A 15,048-nucleotide genomic window follows, 5' to 3' on the forward strand; every position below is an offset into this window, starting at 1 on the left:
CCCGCACCCCCTTTGCCGGGAATGCGGGCCGCCGCCGTGTTCAGGACCCGGTCGGCTCAGAAGGCCGCCTCGTCCAGCTCCATCAGGTCCAGCTCGACGCCCTGGGCGATCTTGCGGGCCAGGGTGAGGCCGGGCAGCACGTCCGCCGCGAAGAACTTCGCCGCGGCGATCTTGCCGGTGTAGAACGCCTTGTCCCGCGCGGACGCGGTGGGCAGCTTCTCGGCGGCGACGGCGGCGCCCTTGAGCAGCAGGTAGCCGACGACCACGTCACCGGAGGCGAGCAGGAGGCGGGTGGTGTTGAGCCCGACCTTGTAGATGTTCTTGACGTCCTGCTCGGTGGCGGCGAGGTCGGTGAGCATCAGGCCGACGATGGCCTCCAGCTCGACGGCGGCCTTCGCCAGGTGCTCGCGGGCGGCGGCCAGCTCCTCGCCGCCGGTGGCCAGCGCGAGAAACTTCTTGATGTCCTCGGCGAGCGAGTTCAGCGCGGCGCCCTGGTTGCGGACGATCTTCCGGAAGAAGTAGTCCTGGCCCTGGATCGCCGTGGTGCCCTCGTACAGGGTGTCGATCTTGGCGTCGCGGATGTACTGCTCGATCGGGTACTCCTGCAGGAAGCCGGAGCCGCCGAAGGTCTGCAGCGACTGGGCGAGCTGCTCGTACGCCTTCTCCGAGCCGTAGCCCTTCACGATCGGCAGGAGCAGGTCGTTGAGGGCGTGGTCGGCGGTGGTGTCCTCGCCGTTCGCCTCCTTGACCTGGATCTCGTCCTGCACGGAGGCGGTGTACATCACCAGCGCGCGCATGCCCTCGGCGTACGCCTTCTGCGTCATCAGCGAGCGGCGGACGTCGGGGTGGTGGGTGATGGTGACCTTGGGGGCGGTCTTGTCCATGAAGTTCGCCAGGTCGGGGCCCTGGACGCGCTCCTTGGCGTACTCCAGGGCGTTGAGGTAGCCCGTGGAGAGGGTGGAGATCGCCTTCGTGCCGACCATCATGCGGGCGAACTCGATGATGCGGAACATCTGGCGGATGCCCTCGTGCTTGTCGCCGATCAGCCAGCCCTTGGCGGGGTGCCGGTCGCCGAAGGTCATCTCGCAGGTGTTGGACGCCTTCAGGCCCATCTTGTGCTCGACGTTGGTGGCGTAGACGCCGTTGCGCGCGCCCAGCTCGCCGGTCTCGAAGTCGAACTCGTACTTGGGCACGAGGAAGAGGGAGAGGCCTTTGGTGCCGGGGCCGGCGCCCTCGGGGCGGGCGAGGACGTAGTGGAGGATGTTCTCCGACATGTCGTGCTCGCCGGACGTGATGAAGCGCTTGACGCCCTCGATGTGCCAGGAGCCGTCCGCCTGCTGGACCGCCTTGGTGCGGCCGGCGCCGACGTCCGAACCGGCGTCCGGCTCGGTGAGGACCATCGTGGAGCCCCACTGCCGCTCGACGGCGAGCGCGGCGATGTGCTTCTGCGCCTCGTTGCCCTCCTCGAAGAGGATGCCGGCGAAGGCCGGGCCGGAGGAGTACATCCACACGGCCGGGTTGGCGCCGAGGATCAGCTCCGCGTAGGCCCAGATCAGGGAGCGGGGCGCGGTGGTGCCGCCGATCTCCTCGGGCAGGCCCAGACGCCAGTACTCGGAGTCCATGAACGCCTGGTAGCTCTTCTTGAAGGAGGCGGGGACCGGCGCGGTGTTGGTCTCCGGGTCGAAGACCGGCGGATTGCGGTCGGCGTCCGCGAAGGACTCGGCCAGCTCGTTCTCGGAGAGGCGGGTCAGCTCCTCCAGGACGCTCTTGGCGGTGTCCGTGTCCATCTCGGCGAACGGGCCGGTGCCGTACACCTTGTCCCGGCCGAGGACCTCGAAGAGGTTGAACTCGATGTCTCGGAGGTTCGGCTTGTAGTGCCCCATGGCGACAGCTCCGTTAAGCGACCGGCGAGGCACTGACTCCTCGCTCCTGTGTTCGTACCGACAAGTAGCTACGATGATGCTACCCGTCGGTAATAAGCCGCAACCCCGGGCGTGCCTTCTGTGACTCTTCACTCGCTACTCTTTGCGGCATGTACGGCTACGACCAGAACGCGGGCCCGCAGGCGCAGTACGCCCCGCCGCAGCAGCCGATGTCCGGCGGATACGGGCAGCAGCCGCCGCTGTACCCGGAGCCGTCCCCGCCCTCGCTCGCGGACGCGGTGCGGGCCTTCACCACGGGACAACTGGCCGCCGAGGACTTCCAGCAGGTCTTCGCGACCTCCAAGGTCTACTGCCCGCGCGGCGACAACCCCGGTTTCCTCGCCCTGCACAACACCCAGCAGCCGGTGATCCCCATGTTCACCACGCTCAAGGAGCTGCGCCGGTACGCGGGCAAGGAGTCCAAGTACTTCGTGATCACCGGCGCCGAGGTGCTCGACCTGCTGCCGACCGGCTACGGCTTCGTGCTCGACATGGAGGGGGAGCACCGGATGGTCTTCGACGCCAAGGCAGTCGAACAGATGGTCGACTTCGCTATGCGGCGGATGTACGGCTGAAACACCCCGTACGGCTGATATGCCGCGTATGGCCGGAGGTCTCGTGCCTCGACGAAGCCCGGAGGGAATTCCCTCCGGGCTTTCGGGGTTCGGGGTAGCAAGAAGTTCAACGCTCAACTAAAGTAGGACGCACGCCGCCCAAGGAGGTCGACATGCCTGCCGTGACCGTCGAGAACCCGCTCATGCTTCCCCGTGTGACCGCGCCCGCCGACGCCGTGGCGCGTCCCGTGCTCAGCGTGCACACCGCGCCCAGCGGTTTCGAGGGCGAGGGCTTCCCGGTGCGCCGTGCGTTCGCCGGGATCGCCTACCGCCACCTCGACCCGTTCATCATGATGGACCAGATGGGTGAGGTGGACTACGCGCCGGGAGAGCCCAAGGGCACCCCCTGGCACCCGCACCGCGGCTTCGAGACCGTCACCTACATCATCGACGGCATCTTCGACCACCAGGACAGCCACGGCGGTGGCGGCACCATCACCAACGGCGACACCCAGTGGATGACCGCGGGCAGCGGCCTGCTGCACATCGAGGCGCCGCCGGAGTCGCTGGTGATGTCCGGCGGACTCTTCCACGGGCTCCAGCTCTGGGTGAACCTGCCGGCCAAGGACAAGATGATGGCCCCGAAGTACCAGGACATCCGCGGCGGCAGCGTCCAGTTGCTCGCCTCCCCCGACGGCGGCGCGCTGATCCGCGTCATCGCCGGTGAGCTGGACGGTCACCAGGGCCCCGGGTCCACCTTCACGCCGATCACGATGATCCACGCGACGCTCGCGCCGGGCGCGGAGATCACCCTGCCCTGGCGCGAGGACTTCAACGGCCTCGCCTACGTCCTCGCCGGACGCGGCTCGGTCGGCGCCGAGCGCCGCCCGGTCCACCTGGGCCAGTCCGCCGTCTTCGGCGCCGGCGGCTCGCTGACCGTCCGCGCGGACGAGAAGCAGGATTCGCACACGCCCGACCTGGAGGTCGTCCTCCTCGGCGGCCGTCCGATCCGCGAGCCCATGGCCCACTACGGCCCCTTCGTGATGAACACCCGCGACGAGCTGCAGCAGGCGTTCGAGGACTTCCAGAAGGGCCGGCTCGGGTCGGTCCCGGCCGTGCACGGCATGACGGCCTCCGGCCCGGAGAACTGACCGCGCCGCCTCACCCGGGCGGGCCGTCCCGACAGGACGGCCCGCCCGGCGCGTGATCGGCTGGCGGTGTGCAGCTCCTCCCCGTGCCGGTCCGCCGCTTCGCCGCCTGGTGCGCCGTCGTCCTGCTCGCCGCCGGGGTCGGCTACGTCGCGATCCGGCTCTGCGAGGAGCTGCGCACCGCGGTGACGCCCGCGCTGCTGGCGCTGCTCGGCACCGCCCTGCTGCGCCCGCTGCACCGGCGGCTGGTCGCGGCCCACGTGCAGCGCTCGCTGGCGGCGGGACTGACCTGCGTCGCCGTGGTGGCGGTGGTCGGCGGGGCCGGATACATCGTGGTCGCCGCGCTGATCGACAGCGGGGACCAGATCGTCGCCTCGCTGCGGACGGCCGCGCAGGACCTCGCCGACCACTTCGGCGCGGCCGGGACCTCACTGGACGACCTCGCCGGCAACGCGCGCGAACTGCTCGGCAAGTTCGGCGGGACGGCCGCCTCCGGGGTGATCAGCGGCGTCAGCGTGGTCGGCGAGACCATCGCCATGGCCGTACTCGCCCTGCTGCTGGTCTTCTTCTTCCTGCGCGACTCCGACCGGGCCGTGACCACCGTGCGCGCGATGGTCCCGCACCGAGGCGCCGACACGGCCGAGGCGATCGCGCGGCGGGCCTTCGGGGCGGTCGAGGGGTTCATGCGGGGGACCACCCTGATCGCGCTGATCGACGCGGTCTGCATCACCGTCGGACTGCTCGTGCTGGACGTGCCCGGTGCCGTCGGGCTGGGCGCGCTGGTCTTCGTCGGCGCCTACATTCCCTACCTCGGCGCCTTCATCTCCGGGGCGGTGGCGGTACTGGTCGCGCTCGCCGACCGCGGGTTCGGCATCGCGCTGTGGGCGCTCGGGGTGGTGGTCGCCGTGCAGTTGCTGGAGGGACACGTGCTCCAGCCGATGGTCCAGAGCCGGACCGTGCAGATGCACCCGGCGCTCGTGCTGCTGGCGCTGACCGCGGGCGCCTCGGTGGCCGGCATCCTGGGCCTGCTCCTCGCGGTGCCGCTGACCGCCGCCGCGTTCGGCATCTTCCACGAGCTGCAAGGCCGTTACGCCGCCCCGGCCGCCCCTTCCGCCCCGGACCCGTCCACCGGGAAGTCCCCGCCGCCGTCCTCGCCGCCGGCCGACTCGTAGAGGTCGAACCAGATGCTCTTGCCCTCGCCGCGCGGGGCCACCCCCCACTCGTCGGCGAGCAGCTCGATCAGCATCAGACCGCGGCCGCTGGACGCCATCTCCCCCGGCCGCCGCTTGTGCGGCAGGTCGTCGCCGTTGTCGGTGACCTCGACCCTGATCCGGCGCTCGCCCGGAGCGCCGGTGACCTCCGCGAGCACCAGCGCGTCGGCGTCGGTGTGCACCAGGACGTTGGTCAGCGTCTCGGAGAGCAGCAGTACCGCCGAGTCCGTCTGGTCCTCGCTCGGCCAGTCGTGCAGCAGGTCCCGCAGATGCTGCCGGGCGGAGGCGATCCGCTCGGGCTCGGCCTGCGCGACCGACAGCATGGTGCGCCGCCGCGGCGACCGCGGCACGGAGCCCGCGCCGCAGCCGTCCTCCCCCTCCGCGCCCTGCCGGCAGAGCAGCACCAGGGCGACGTCGTCCTCGCGCCGGTCGGCGAGCGGGCCGGTGGTGTGGTGGGAGGACGGTCCGTGCACGGCCTGGATCAGCGCGTCGGCCAGCTCCTCCATGCCGCCGACGTGCGCCTCCAGCACCGGACGCAGCCGCTGCCAGCCCGATTCCAGGTCGTGCCCGCCGGTCTCCAGCAGCCCGTCCGTGCAGAGCAGCAGCGTCTCGCCCGGCTCCAGGGCGAGGCGGGTGGTCGGGTAGTCGCAGTCCGGGTCGAGGCCGAGGGGCAGCCCGCCGGCCGTGGCCCGCACCAGCACCGTGCCGTCCACCATCCGCACCACCGGGTCGAGGTGCCCGGCGCGCGCGGTCTCCACCGTGCCGGTGCCGGGGTCGACCTCGACGTAGAGGCAGGTCGCGAAGCGGAGGTCGCCGGGGTCCTGGTCGGAGTGGGTGAGTCCGTGCAGGAAGTGGGAGGCGCGGGAGAGCACGGCGTCGGGCCGGTGGCCCTCGGCGGCGTAGGCGCGCAGGGCGATGCGGAGCTGGCCCATCAGCCCGGCCGCCCGCACGTCGTGCCCCTGCACATCACCGATGACCAGGGCGAAGCGGCCCCGGGGCAGCGGGATCATGTCGTACCAGTCGCCGCCCACCTGGAGCCCGCCGCCGGTGGGCACATAGCGGGCGGCGAGGGTCACGCCGGGGATCTCGGGGCCCAGCACCGGCAGCATGGAGCGCTGGAGTCCGTCGGTCAGCTCCCGCCGGGTCTCGTCGGCGCCCGCCCGGGACAGCGCCTGCGCCATCATCCGGGCCACCGTGGTCAGCACCGACCGCTCGTCCGGGGTGAAGGCGACCGGGTAGGAGAAGGCCGCCATCCAGGTGCCCAGCGTGCGGCCCGCCACGGTCAGCGGCAGGAACGCCCAGGACCGCCGCTTGAAGCGCTCGGCCAGCGGCCAGGTGAGCGGATAGCGGGAGCGGTACTCCTCGGGAGAGGAGAGGTAGACCGCGCGGCCGGTACGGACCACCTCGGCGGCCGGGTAGTCCGTCTCCAGCTCCATCTGCGCGAAGGGGCTCTCGTCCTTCCGGGACTGCCCGTGGTGACCGATGATCGTCAGCCGGTCGCCCCGCGCGCCGAAGACCGCGAGCCCGGCGGGGGAGAAGCCCGGCATCGACAGCCCCGCCGCGACCCGCAGCACCTCCTCGGTCGACCGCGCCTCCGCCAGCGCCCGCCCCGCGTCCAGCAGGAACGCCTCCCGCGAGCGGCGCCAGTCGCCGGTGACCGCGCTGCGCCCGGCGGCCGTGCCCGGGGCCGGCTCGGTGACCTCCTGGAGCGTGCCGATCAGCAGGTACGCCCGGCGCTCGGGGTCGAAGGAGGGCTTGGAACGGCTGCGGACCACGCGCACCACACGGCTCTGCTCGTCCATGATCCGGATCCGCACCTCGGCGAGGGTGCCCTCGGCGACGGCGAGCCGGACCACGCCGGTGATCTCGTTCCAGTCGACCGGGTGCAGCCGGGAGCGGACCTCGGCCTCGGTGAGGCTCGCCTCCCGGGCGGGCAGCCCGAGCAGCCGGGCCGCCTCGGCGTCGACCGTGACGAGTCCGGCGGCGGTGTTCCACTGCCACAGACCGGTCGCGAGGGCGGCCAGCACGTCCCCCACGGGGGGCAGGGGCTCACCAGTGCGCATTGCCCCACTCTAAGAAGGGGTGATCAGCGCTGCCACCGGTCGCGGCGGCGCCCATGGGGAGGAAACAGGGACGGGCTGCCCGGTACGCTGGTGTTGTTTCACGTGAAACACCTTTTCCGCACCCTCCTCGATACGCGAAGACTGGATGAACGACGATGCATCGGTACAGGTCCCACACCTGCGGCGAGCTCCGCTCCTCTGACGTCGGCACCGACGTCCGGCTGAGCGGCTGGCTGCACAATCGGCGCGACCTGGGCGGCATCCTCTTCATCGATCTCCGCGACCACCACGGCATCACCCAGCTCGTCGCCCGTCCGGGGACGGACGCCTACGAGGCGCTGGACAAGCTGACCAAGGAGTCGACGGTCCGGATCGACGGCAAGGCCGTCTCCCGCGGTGCGGAGAACATCAACGCCGACCTGCCCACCGGTGAGATCGAGGTCGAGGTGGGCGAGGTCGAACTGCTCGGCGCCGCCCAGCCGCTGCCCTTCACCATCAACGCCGAGGACGGGGTGAACGAGGAGCGGCGCCTGGAGTACCGCTTCCTGGACCTCCGCCGGGAGCGCATGCACCGCAACATCATGCTGCGCACCTCGGTCGTCTCCGCGATCCGCAGCAAGATGGTGGCGCTCGGCTTCAACGAGATGGCGACGCCGATCCTCACCGCCACCTCCCCCGAGGGCGCCCGCGACTTCGTCGTGCCCTCGCGGCTGCACGCGGGCCGCTTCTACGCCCTCCCCCAGGCCCCGCAGCAGTTCAAGCAGCTCCTGATGATCTCCGGCTTCGACCGGTACTTCCAGATCGCGCCCTGCTTCCGCGACGAGGACGCCCGCGCCGACCGCTCGCCGGGCGAGTTCTACCAGCTCGACGTCGAGATGAGCTTCGTCGAGCAGGAGGATGTCTTCCAGCCGATCGAGAAGCTGATGACGGAGCTGTTCACCGAGTTCGGCGACGGACGCGAGGTCACCTCCCCGTTCCCGCGCATTCCGTTCCGCGAGTCGATGCTGAAGTACGGCTCCGACAAGCCGGACCTGCGCGCCCAGCTCGAACTGGTCGACATCACCGACGTCTTCGAGGGTTCGGAGTTCAAGGCGTTCGCCGGCAAGCACGTGCGCGCGCTGCCGGTGCCGGACGTCTCCGGCCAGCCCCGCAAGTTCTTCGACCAGCTCGGCGACTACGCCGTCGCGCAGGGCGCCAAGGGCCTGGCCTGGGTCCGCGTCGGCGAGGACGGCGGCCTGACCGGCCCGATCGCGAAGTTCCTCACCGAGGAGAACGTCGCGGAGCTGACCAAGCGCCTCGCGCTCGCCCCCGGCCACGCGGTCTTCTTCGGCGCGGGCGAGTTCGGCGAGGTCTCGAAGATCATGGGCGCGGTGCGGGTCGAGGCCGCCAAGCGCGCCGGGCACTTCGAGGAGAACGTCTTCCGCTTCTGCTGGATCGTCGACTTCCCGATGTACGAGAAGGACGAGGAGACGGGGAAGATCGACTTCTCTCACAACCCGTTCTCGATGCCGCAGGGCGGCATGGACGCGCTGGAGAACCAGGACCCGCTGGACATCCTCGCCTGGCAGTACGACATCGTCTGCAACGGCGTGGAGCTGTCCTCCGGCGCGATCCGGAACCACGAGCCGGAGATCATGCTCAAGGCGTTCGGCATCGCCGGCTACGAGGCCGAGACGGTCGAGCGCGAGTTCGCCGGGATGCTCCGCGCCCTGCGCTTCGGCGCCCCGCCGCACGGTGGCATCGCCCCGGGCGTGGACCGCATCGTCATGCTGCTGGCCGACGAGCCGAACATCCGCGAGACCATCGCCTTCCCGCTCAACGGCAACGCTCAGGACCTGATGATGGGCGCGCCGACCGAGCTGGACGAGTCCCGGCTGCGGGAACTGCACCTGACGGTGCGCAAGCCGCAGCCGAAGTAGGCGGCGGCAGAGTCAGCGACCGCGACAGCGGTCGCGGTCGCGGTCGCGATTGGGGTTGCGGGCGCGGGCGTACGAAGGGGAGCGGCCGGGACGGTATCCGTCCCGGCCGCTCCCCTTCGTCTTCGGGTGCCGTCAGCTCTTGCCGCCGGCGGACAGCTTGCGGGTGCGGCGGCGCAGGGCCGGGCCCAGGCGGACCAGGAGGCGCTTGTCGATGCCGGTGACCTTGCGTTCCACGGCGGTCAGGGCCGCGCGGGTGGCGGCCAGTTCCTTCGCCAGGGTGTCCAGCGTCTTCGCCGTCTCGTCGGCCCGCTTCTCGGCCTTGGCGAGTTTGGCCCGCAGGTCCTTGTTCTCCTTGGCCTGCTTGCGCGCCTGCTCCCGGGTCTTCTCGGTGCCGGCCGTGATCTGCTCGCGCAGCCGGCTGAACCGGTAGCGGAGCTGCCCGTCGTCCGAGCCGTCCCAGACCGGCATCGAGGCGGGCAGGTCCAGTCCGGCCATGCGGGCGTCGAAGGCGGCGCCGCCGTCGCCGTGCGTGTAGGTGTTCTTCAGGTCGTTGCGGTCCAGGAAGGCGACGATCCGTTCGAACCGCTCGCCGTGGCCGTCGATCATCGCGGAGAAGTCGGCGTGCTCGTACAGCTCGCGCGGGTCGGTCTCGGCGGGGAGGCCCGCGAGCTGCCGGTGCGGGATGTCGAAGTACCGGCACAGCTCCAGGGTGCGCGAGTCGTGGGTGAGGACGACGCTCGGGGTGCCGGCCAGCAGGGCGGCGACGTTGCCGTGGATGCGGGTGCCGTAGGCGAAGTCGTAGGTGCCCAGCTCCTTGATCCAGGTCGCCGGGTCCAGCGGCATGCGGACCTTGTTCTCCCGGAGCAGTGGGTGGCTGAGCCGGCGCGGGAAGGGGTCCTCGTGCCCGGACTCCGGTGAGGTGTCGCCCCAGAGCAGCAGCTCGGCGTCCTCGGTGTTCTGCGCGTAGTACGTGAGGTGGGGGTAGTTCTCGAAGGCGTGGCGGGTGATGCCGGAGATGTCGCCGACGGGTATCGCGTCCGGCGAGAGGTTGAGGGCGATGCGGGAGTCGGCGGTCAGGTCGGCGGGCCGGATGCCGGGGAACTTCTCCCCGTACAGGAACATCGACGGGCAGCCGATGATGTCGACGTCCTTGAAGCCGAGGTCGTTCAGGTAGCGGGCGGTCAGCTCGCCGCGGACGCCGAGGGAGGCGGAGCGCTCCAGGACGGCGGAGGCGAAGCGCTTCACCGACAGCTCCATCGGGCCGAGCCGGCCGGTGTCGTAGTCGTCGGGGGCCTGGGCGCCGACGCCGAAGACCACCACCGGGATGGTGAGCTGCTCGATCAGGGTGGAGAGCCGGTCCAGCGAGGCCTGGAAGGTGGGCCGGAAGGCGTTGGCGAGCGGGACGACGAACACGTCGTACCGCTCGTTGATCTCCGCTGCGCGGCGGGCCGAGGGGTCGGTGCGGATGCCGTTGGAGGTGACCTCGGTGTCCGGCGCCGACAGCATCTTGTGCGCGGAGTCGCTGAAGATGAGGTTGCCGGTGTTGGTTCCGATCAAATCCTGCTGGATGAACTCGGCCGGGCTCGCCACGCGGAACGGGCTCTTGCCGGATCGGATGAGAATGCGCTTCACGACGGTCCCTCGGTACGCGGGTCGGACACGGCTGCCATCGGTTCGACGCCGCCGCACGGGTGAGCAAACCTTATCCGCCCGGTAAACAACGGGTGAAGCAGTGGTGAGGTGCGGTGAGGTGCGGTGAGGTGCGGCGAGCGGGCGGGCGCCCGCCGCTAGCGCGCCACGAACTGGGTGAGGATCGCCTGTACCTCGTAGATGTCGACGCCCTTGGTGAAGGTCTTCTGGACCGGGGTCGGGGTGCCGGAGATCCAGATCTTCAGCTCGGCGTCCAGATCGAAGGTGCCGGCCGTCTCGACGGCGAAGTGCGTGATGCTCCGGTACGGGATGGAGTGGTACTCCGTCTTCTTGCCGGTGATGCCCTGCTTGTCGACCAGGATCAGACGGCGGTCGGTGAACAGGATCGTGTCCCGGATCAGCAGGTAGGCGGCCTGCACCTGCTCACCCTGGCCGAGCAGACGGGCGTACTCCTGGGTGGCCTGGGCCGGGTCGATGCTGTGGGCGTTGCCGAAGAGCGCCATGGGTGATCCCCCTTGAGTTGACCGTCCGACCGGCCGGGTTCGGCCGACTCTGCTCATGATCTTCGTGCTTGTGGCGCGCTGTCCAGACATGCTTCGGGCCGGGTGGAGTTCGCCGTATTCCGGCCACGGGCGCGGGGGGTGGTGCGCACCGTCGTGAGTGATGTCCCGGTCGCGCACGGTGACCGCGTTCCCGGGCCCGTGCGGTTGCTCGGCTCGGGTTACTCGGGGGCGCCGCCGAAGCGTTCCTTGTAGGACTCCAGGTCCTCGTCCGTGATCTTGGCGAAGAGGACCGGGGGGACGGTGAACGGGGTGCCCGCCGGGATGCGGGTGAGGGACCGTGCCTCGTCCGGGGTCACCCAGGTCGCCGTGTCGTCGGCGAGCGTGAACGCCGCGCGCATCGCCTTCGACGAGGCCGGGATGAAGGGCTCCGACACCACCGCGTAGAGGTGGATCAGGTTCATCGCCGTACGCAGGGTGAGGGCCGCGCCGTCCTGGTCCGTCTTGATCTCCAGCCAGGGGGCCTTCTCCTCCAGGTAGGAGTTTCCGGCCGACCACAGCGCCCGCAGGGCCGCGGCCGCCTTGCGGAACTGGAGCGCCTCCATCTGGGTCTCGTACTCCGAGAGGAGCGCGGTGATCTGTTCGCCCAGCTTCCGCTCCGCCTCGCCCGGCTCGCCGCCCGCCGGTACGTCGTCGCCGAAACGCTTGCGGGAGAAGGACAGGACGCGGTTGACGAAGTTGCCGAGGGTGTCGGCCAGGTCCTTGTTCACCGTCGCCGTGAAGTGCTCCCAGGTGAACGACGAGTCGTCCGACTCCGGGGCGTTGGCGATCAGGAAGTAGCGCCAGTAGTCGGCCGGGAGGATGTCCAGCGCCTGGTCCGTGAAGACCCCGCGCCGCTGGGACGTGGAGAACTTGCCCCCGTAGTACGTCAGCCAGTTGAACGCCTTCAGGAAGTCGACCTTCTTCCACGGCTCCCGTACGCCCATCTCGGTGGCCGGGAACATCACGCTGTGGAAGGGGACGTTGTCCTTCGCCATGAACTCCGTGTACCGGACGTCGTCCGCGCCGTCCGGGCCGTACCACCAGGACTTCCAGTCGCGGTTCTCGTCGGGGGCGGCCTCCGCCCACTCCTTCGTCGCGCCGATGTACTCGATCGGGGCGTCGAACCAGACGTAGAAGACCTTGCCCTCGGCGGCCAGCTCCGGCCAGGTGTCGGCCGGGACCGGGACGCCCCAGTCCAAGTCACGGGTGATGGCCCGGTCGTGCAGGCCCTCGGTGAGCCACTTGCGGGCGATGGAGGAGGCGAGCTGCGGCCACTCGTCCGCGACCTCGTCGATCCACGCCTCGACCTCGCCCTGGAGCTTGGACTGGAGGAGGAAGAGGTGCTTGGTCTCGCGGACCTCCAGATCGGTGGAGCCGGAGATCGCCGAGCGCGGGTCGATCAGGTCGGTCGGGTCCAGCACGCGGGTGCAGTTCTCGCACTGGTCGCCGCGGGCCTTGTCGTAACCGCAGTGCGGGCAGGTGCCCTCGACGTAGCGGTCCGGGAGGAAACGTCCGTCGGTGGGCGAGTAGACCTGGCGGATCGCGCGCTCTTCGATGAAGCCGTTCTCGTTCAGCCTGCGGGCGAAGTGCTGGGTCAGCTCCGCGTTCTGCGGGGAGGAGCTGCGGCCGAAGTGGTCGAAGGCGAGGGCGAAGCCGTCGTAGATCGCCTTCTGCGCGTCGTGCGCCTGCGCGCAGAACGTGTCGACCGGCAGGCCCTGCTCCTTCGCCGCCAGCTCGGCCGGGGTGCCGTGCTCGTCCGTCGCGCAGATGTAGAGGACGTCGTGGCCGCGCAGGCGGAGGTACCGGGAGTACACGTCCGCCGGGAGCATGGACCCCACCATGTTGCCCAGGTGCTTGATTCCGTTGATGTACGGAAGGGCGCTGGTGATGAGGTGTCGAGCCATCGGAGGCTGCTCCCAAGTAGCTACGCGGGTGACGCACGGGTGGTCGTCTACGGAACCTTGAAATCGTAGCCGACATGGGGGGGCCGCCCGCTTCCCGTTCTACGGGGTGGGAAGGGGCGGCCCGGATGGGCTCGGGGTCGGGGGTCGACTCCACGAGTCTTTCCGCGGGGGCGTCTCAGGAGCGTCTCGGGGGCGTCTCGGGGCGTCTCAGGGGCGCCAGGAGGCGAGGACGCCCTCGTACAGCTCCTCGTCGGTCAGTTCGCGGGGGGTCTCGCCGGCGAAGAAGCACGACGTGTTGCCGGTCTTGAGCTTGCGGAGGTAGTCGAACGCCTTGTTCTCCGGGTCACCGAAGACGACGAAGGAGAAGAAGAGGCCGGGGTGGTCCTTGGCCGCGTCCGCGAGGGACTGGGTGGCCGGGGTCTTGGCGTCCGGGGCGCCGTCCGTCTGGAAGACGACCAGGGCGGGGGCGCTGGGGTCGGCGGACTTCTCGTGCGTGGCGATGACCTCTGCGACGGCTGCGTGGTAGCTGGTACGGCCCATGCGGCCCAGCTCCGCGTGCAGGGTGTCGATCTTGTTCTCGTGGTCGGTGAGGGTCAGTTCGCCGGTGCCGTCCACCTCGGTGGAGAAGAAGGTGACGTGGACGGTGGTGTCGGGGGCGGGGTCGAGGTTCGCGGCGAGGGCGAGGGTCTGCTCGGCGAGGGACTGGGCGGAGCCGTCCTTGTAGTACGGGCGCATGCTCGCGGAGCGGTCGAGGACGAGGTAGATCTTGGCTCGGGTGTGGGTGAGGTTGTGCTTGGCGAGGGTGGTGGCGGCGGTTCTGTGGGGGGTGAGGAGGTGGGGGGCGAGGGTTGTCGGGGGGGTCTCGGACTCGGCCTCGGACTCGGCCTCGGACTCGCCTTCGGCCTGAGTGTTCCCACCCGCACCGCCCGTGCGGCTCTCGTCGTCGGGTGCGGGTGGCCCCTGTGGGGCGTCCTCGCCGTCGGCGGGTGCGGGTTCGGATTCGGGTTCGGGGGTGGGCACCGGGGTGGCGGCCTTCGGCTTCGCCTCGGGTTCGGGGGTGGGCTCCACGACCGGTCCCGGGGTCGGCTCGGGGGCCGGGATGGTGGCCTTCGGCTCGGGCTCCGGCACGACCTCGGCTGCAGGCTCCGGGGCGGGCTCCGGCCGGGCCTCGGGCTCGGGTTCCGGCTTGGTCTCCGCTTCAGGCTGCGGGATCTGCTCGGGCTCCGTCGCGGTCGTCGGCTTCGCCTCGGGCTCGGACTGAGGCGCGGCCTCCGGCTCCGGTTCCGTTACGGCTTCCGGTTCCAGCTCCGGCTCCGGCTCGGGTTCCGGCGCGGGCTCCGGGGCCGCGGCCTCCTGGCCGGTGACCTCCGGGGCTTCCGGAGTCGTGGTGCTGGGCTCCGGGGCCGGAACCGTCGCTTCCGGGGTCGTAGCGGTGTCGGAGACCGGGGCCGAGGCCGGCTCGGCGTCCGGGGTCGCCGGGGTGTCCGTGGGCGGAGTCGAGTCCGCGTCGGAGTCCGGGGCCGCGGCGGTGTCCGCCGTACCCGGAGTCGAGTCCGCGTCGGTGTCCGGGGACGGGGACGTGGTGGCCTCGGTGCGCTGAGTCGAGGCCGGGTCGGACGGTGATGTGGATTCCGGGGACCGGGTGGGGCTGGGGACCGTGACGTTGTCGAAGGCCGCCGTCACCAGGTCGTGGACGCCGTCGTCGTCATCGCTCTTTCTGGGCTCGGGGACCTCCGCCGAGACCGGCTCGGGAGGCTGAGCCTTGGTGGGTTGGGAGGGGACCGTGGGGTCCTTGGTGGGCTCGGGGGACGGTTCCCGCGAGGGTGCCGTCTCCTGTGTGGTCTCCTCCGCCTGGGCGGCCCGCGCTTTGCGTGAGCGGCCGAACGCGTTCCGCAGGAGAGTGAGAATGCCCATGTGCGCAACCCTTCGCATGAGTTGATGCCCGTAAATCCCTGGCCAGGACGGACACGTAAGGTTAGCGGCCCTCGTTTCCGATCCAGGGCAGGGTCTGGCACAGCGGGCCCGCCCGCGTCAAGGGCGGGAAGCGGACGGCGGGCCGCCGGGTCCGCCTCCCGCTCGACTTTCCGCTCGACTTTCCGCCGGATGGCGCCGGTTCACTCCGTGTTCACCCCGGC

General features: G+C 70.5%; 10 protein-coding genes. 4 read left to right on the forward strand and 6 right to left on the reverse strand.

What is annotated here, in order from left to right; all coding sequences use genetic code 11:
* Window positions 1-56 precede the first annotated feature (56 nt).
* Entirely contained in the window at window positions 57-1,883 is a 1,827-nt protein-coding gene (locus ABEB00_RS11925) for an acyl-CoA dehydrogenase (protein ID WP_345619353.1), read from the reverse strand.
* Between the two features lie 149 nt (window positions 1,884-2,032).
* On the opposite strand from ABEB00_RS11925, the gene ABEB00_RS11930 reads away from it, so the two are divergent.
* From ABEB00_RS11930 to ABEB00_RS11940, 3 genes are all read left to right on the forward strand, one after another.
* Entirely contained in the window at window positions 2,033-2,497 is a 465-nt protein-coding gene (locus ABEB00_RS11930) for an SseB family protein (RefSeq protein WP_345619355.1), read from the forward strand.
* Between the two features lie 152 nt (window positions 2,498-2,649).
* Window positions 2,650-3,627 (forward strand): pirin family protein, encoded by a 978-nt coding sequence (locus tag ABEB00_RS11935; protein ID WP_345619357.1) that lies wholly within the window; start codon window positions 2,650-2,652, stop codon window positions 3,625-3,627.
* Between the two features lie 68 nt (window positions 3,628-3,695).
* A complete protein-coding gene (locus ABEB00_RS11940; RefSeq protein ID WP_345619358.1) occupies window positions 3,696-4,796 on the forward strand; it encodes an AI-2E family transporter in 1,101 nt (366 codons plus the stop codon).
* Here the strand turns inward: ABEB00_RS11940 and ABEB00_RS11945 are convergent.
* Window positions 4,712-6,898, reverse strand: coding sequence for an ATP-binding SpoIIE family protein phosphatase (locus ABEB00_RS11945; RefSeq protein ID WP_345619359.1), 2,187 nt, complete (start codon window positions 6,896-6,898; stop codon window positions 4,712-4,714). The genes ABEB00_RS11940 and ABEB00_RS11945 overlap by 85 nt on opposite strands.
* Before the next feature lie 155 nt (window positions 6,899-7,053).
* Between ABEB00_RS11945 and aspS the strand changes: the two genes are divergently transcribed.
* Window positions 7,054-8,817, forward strand: a complete 1,764-nt coding sequence (gene aspS / locus ABEB00_RS11950) for an aspartate--tRNA ligase (RefSeq protein WP_345619360.1) — start codon at window positions 7,054-7,056, stop codon at window positions 8,815-8,817.
* A 132-nt stretch (window positions 8,818-8,949) separates the two neighbouring features.
* Here aspS and ABEB00_RS11955 read toward each other — a convergent pair whose 3' ends face one another.
* The 4 genes from ABEB00_RS11955 to ABEB00_RS11970 all read right to left on the reverse strand — a co-directional run bounded on the left by ABEB00_RS11955 (window position 8,950) and on the right by ABEB00_RS11970 (window position 14,827).
* Window positions 8,950-10,449, reverse strand: coding sequence for a polysaccharide pyruvyl transferase family protein (locus tag ABEB00_RS11955; RefSeq protein ID WP_345619361.1), 1,500 nt, complete (start codon window positions 10,447-10,449; stop codon window positions 8,950-8,952).
* A gap of 155 nt (window positions 10,450-10,604) precedes the next feature.
* A complete protein-coding gene (locus ABEB00_RS11960) occupies window positions 10,605-10,970 on the reverse strand; it encodes a PH domain-containing protein (protein WP_345619362.1) in 366 nt (121 codons plus the stop codon).
* Between the two features lie 218 nt (window positions 10,971-11,188).
* On the reverse strand, window positions 11,189-12,913 hold the full coding sequence (metG, locus tag ABEB00_RS11965) for a methionine--tRNA ligase (RefSeq protein WP_345619363.1): 1,725 nt from the start codon (window positions 12,911-12,913) through the stop codon (window positions 11,189-11,191).
* A gap of 207 nt (window positions 12,914-13,120) precedes the next feature.
* Window positions 13,121-14,827, reverse strand: a complete 1,707-nt coding sequence (locus ABEB00_RS11970) for a VWA domain-containing protein (RefSeq protein ID WP_345619364.1) — start codon at window positions 14,825-14,827, stop codon at window positions 13,121-13,123.
* Window positions 14,828-15,048: the final 221 nt, after the last annotated feature.

It is taken from the genome of Streptomyces ziwulingensis (assembly GCF_039542605.1).
Taxonomy (GTDB): Bacteria; Actinomycetota; Actinomycetes; order Streptomycetales; family Streptomycetaceae; genus Streptomyces; species Streptomyces ziwulingensis.

Bases quoted from the DNA above. Each gene is read 5' to 3' on its own strand.
- ABEB00_RS11925 (WP_345619353.1), bottom strand. From the start codon at position 1,883: ATGGGGCACTACAAGCCGAACCTCCGAGACATCGAGTTCAACCTCTTC.
- ABEB00_RS11930 (WP_345619355.1), top strand. From the start codon at position 2,033: ATGTACGGCTACGACCAGAACGCGGGCCCGCAGGCGCAGTACGCCCCG.
- ABEB00_RS11935 (WP_345619357.1), top strand. From the start codon at position 2,650: ATGCCTGCCGTGACCGTCGAGAACCCGCTCATGCTTCCCCGTGTGACC.
- ABEB00_RS11945 (WP_345619359.1), bottom strand. From the start codon at position 6,898: ATGCGCACTGGTGAGCCCCTGCCCCCCGTGGGGGACGTGCTGGCCGCC.
- aspS (WP_345619360.1), top strand. From the start codon at position 7,054: ATGCATCGGTACAGGTCCCACACCTGCGGCGAGCTCCGCTCCTCTGAC.
- ABEB00_RS11960 (WP_345619362.1), bottom strand. From the start codon at position 10,970: ATGGCGCTCTTCGGCAACGCCCACAGCATCGACCCGGCCCAGGCCACC.
- metG (WP_345619363.1), bottom strand. From the start codon at position 12,913: ATGGCTCGACACCTCATCACCAGCGCCCTTCCGTACATCAACGGAATC.
- ABEB00_RS11970 (WP_345619364.1), bottom strand. From the start codon at position 14,827: ATGGGCATTCTCACTCTCCTGCGGAACGCGTTCGGCCGCTCACGCAAA.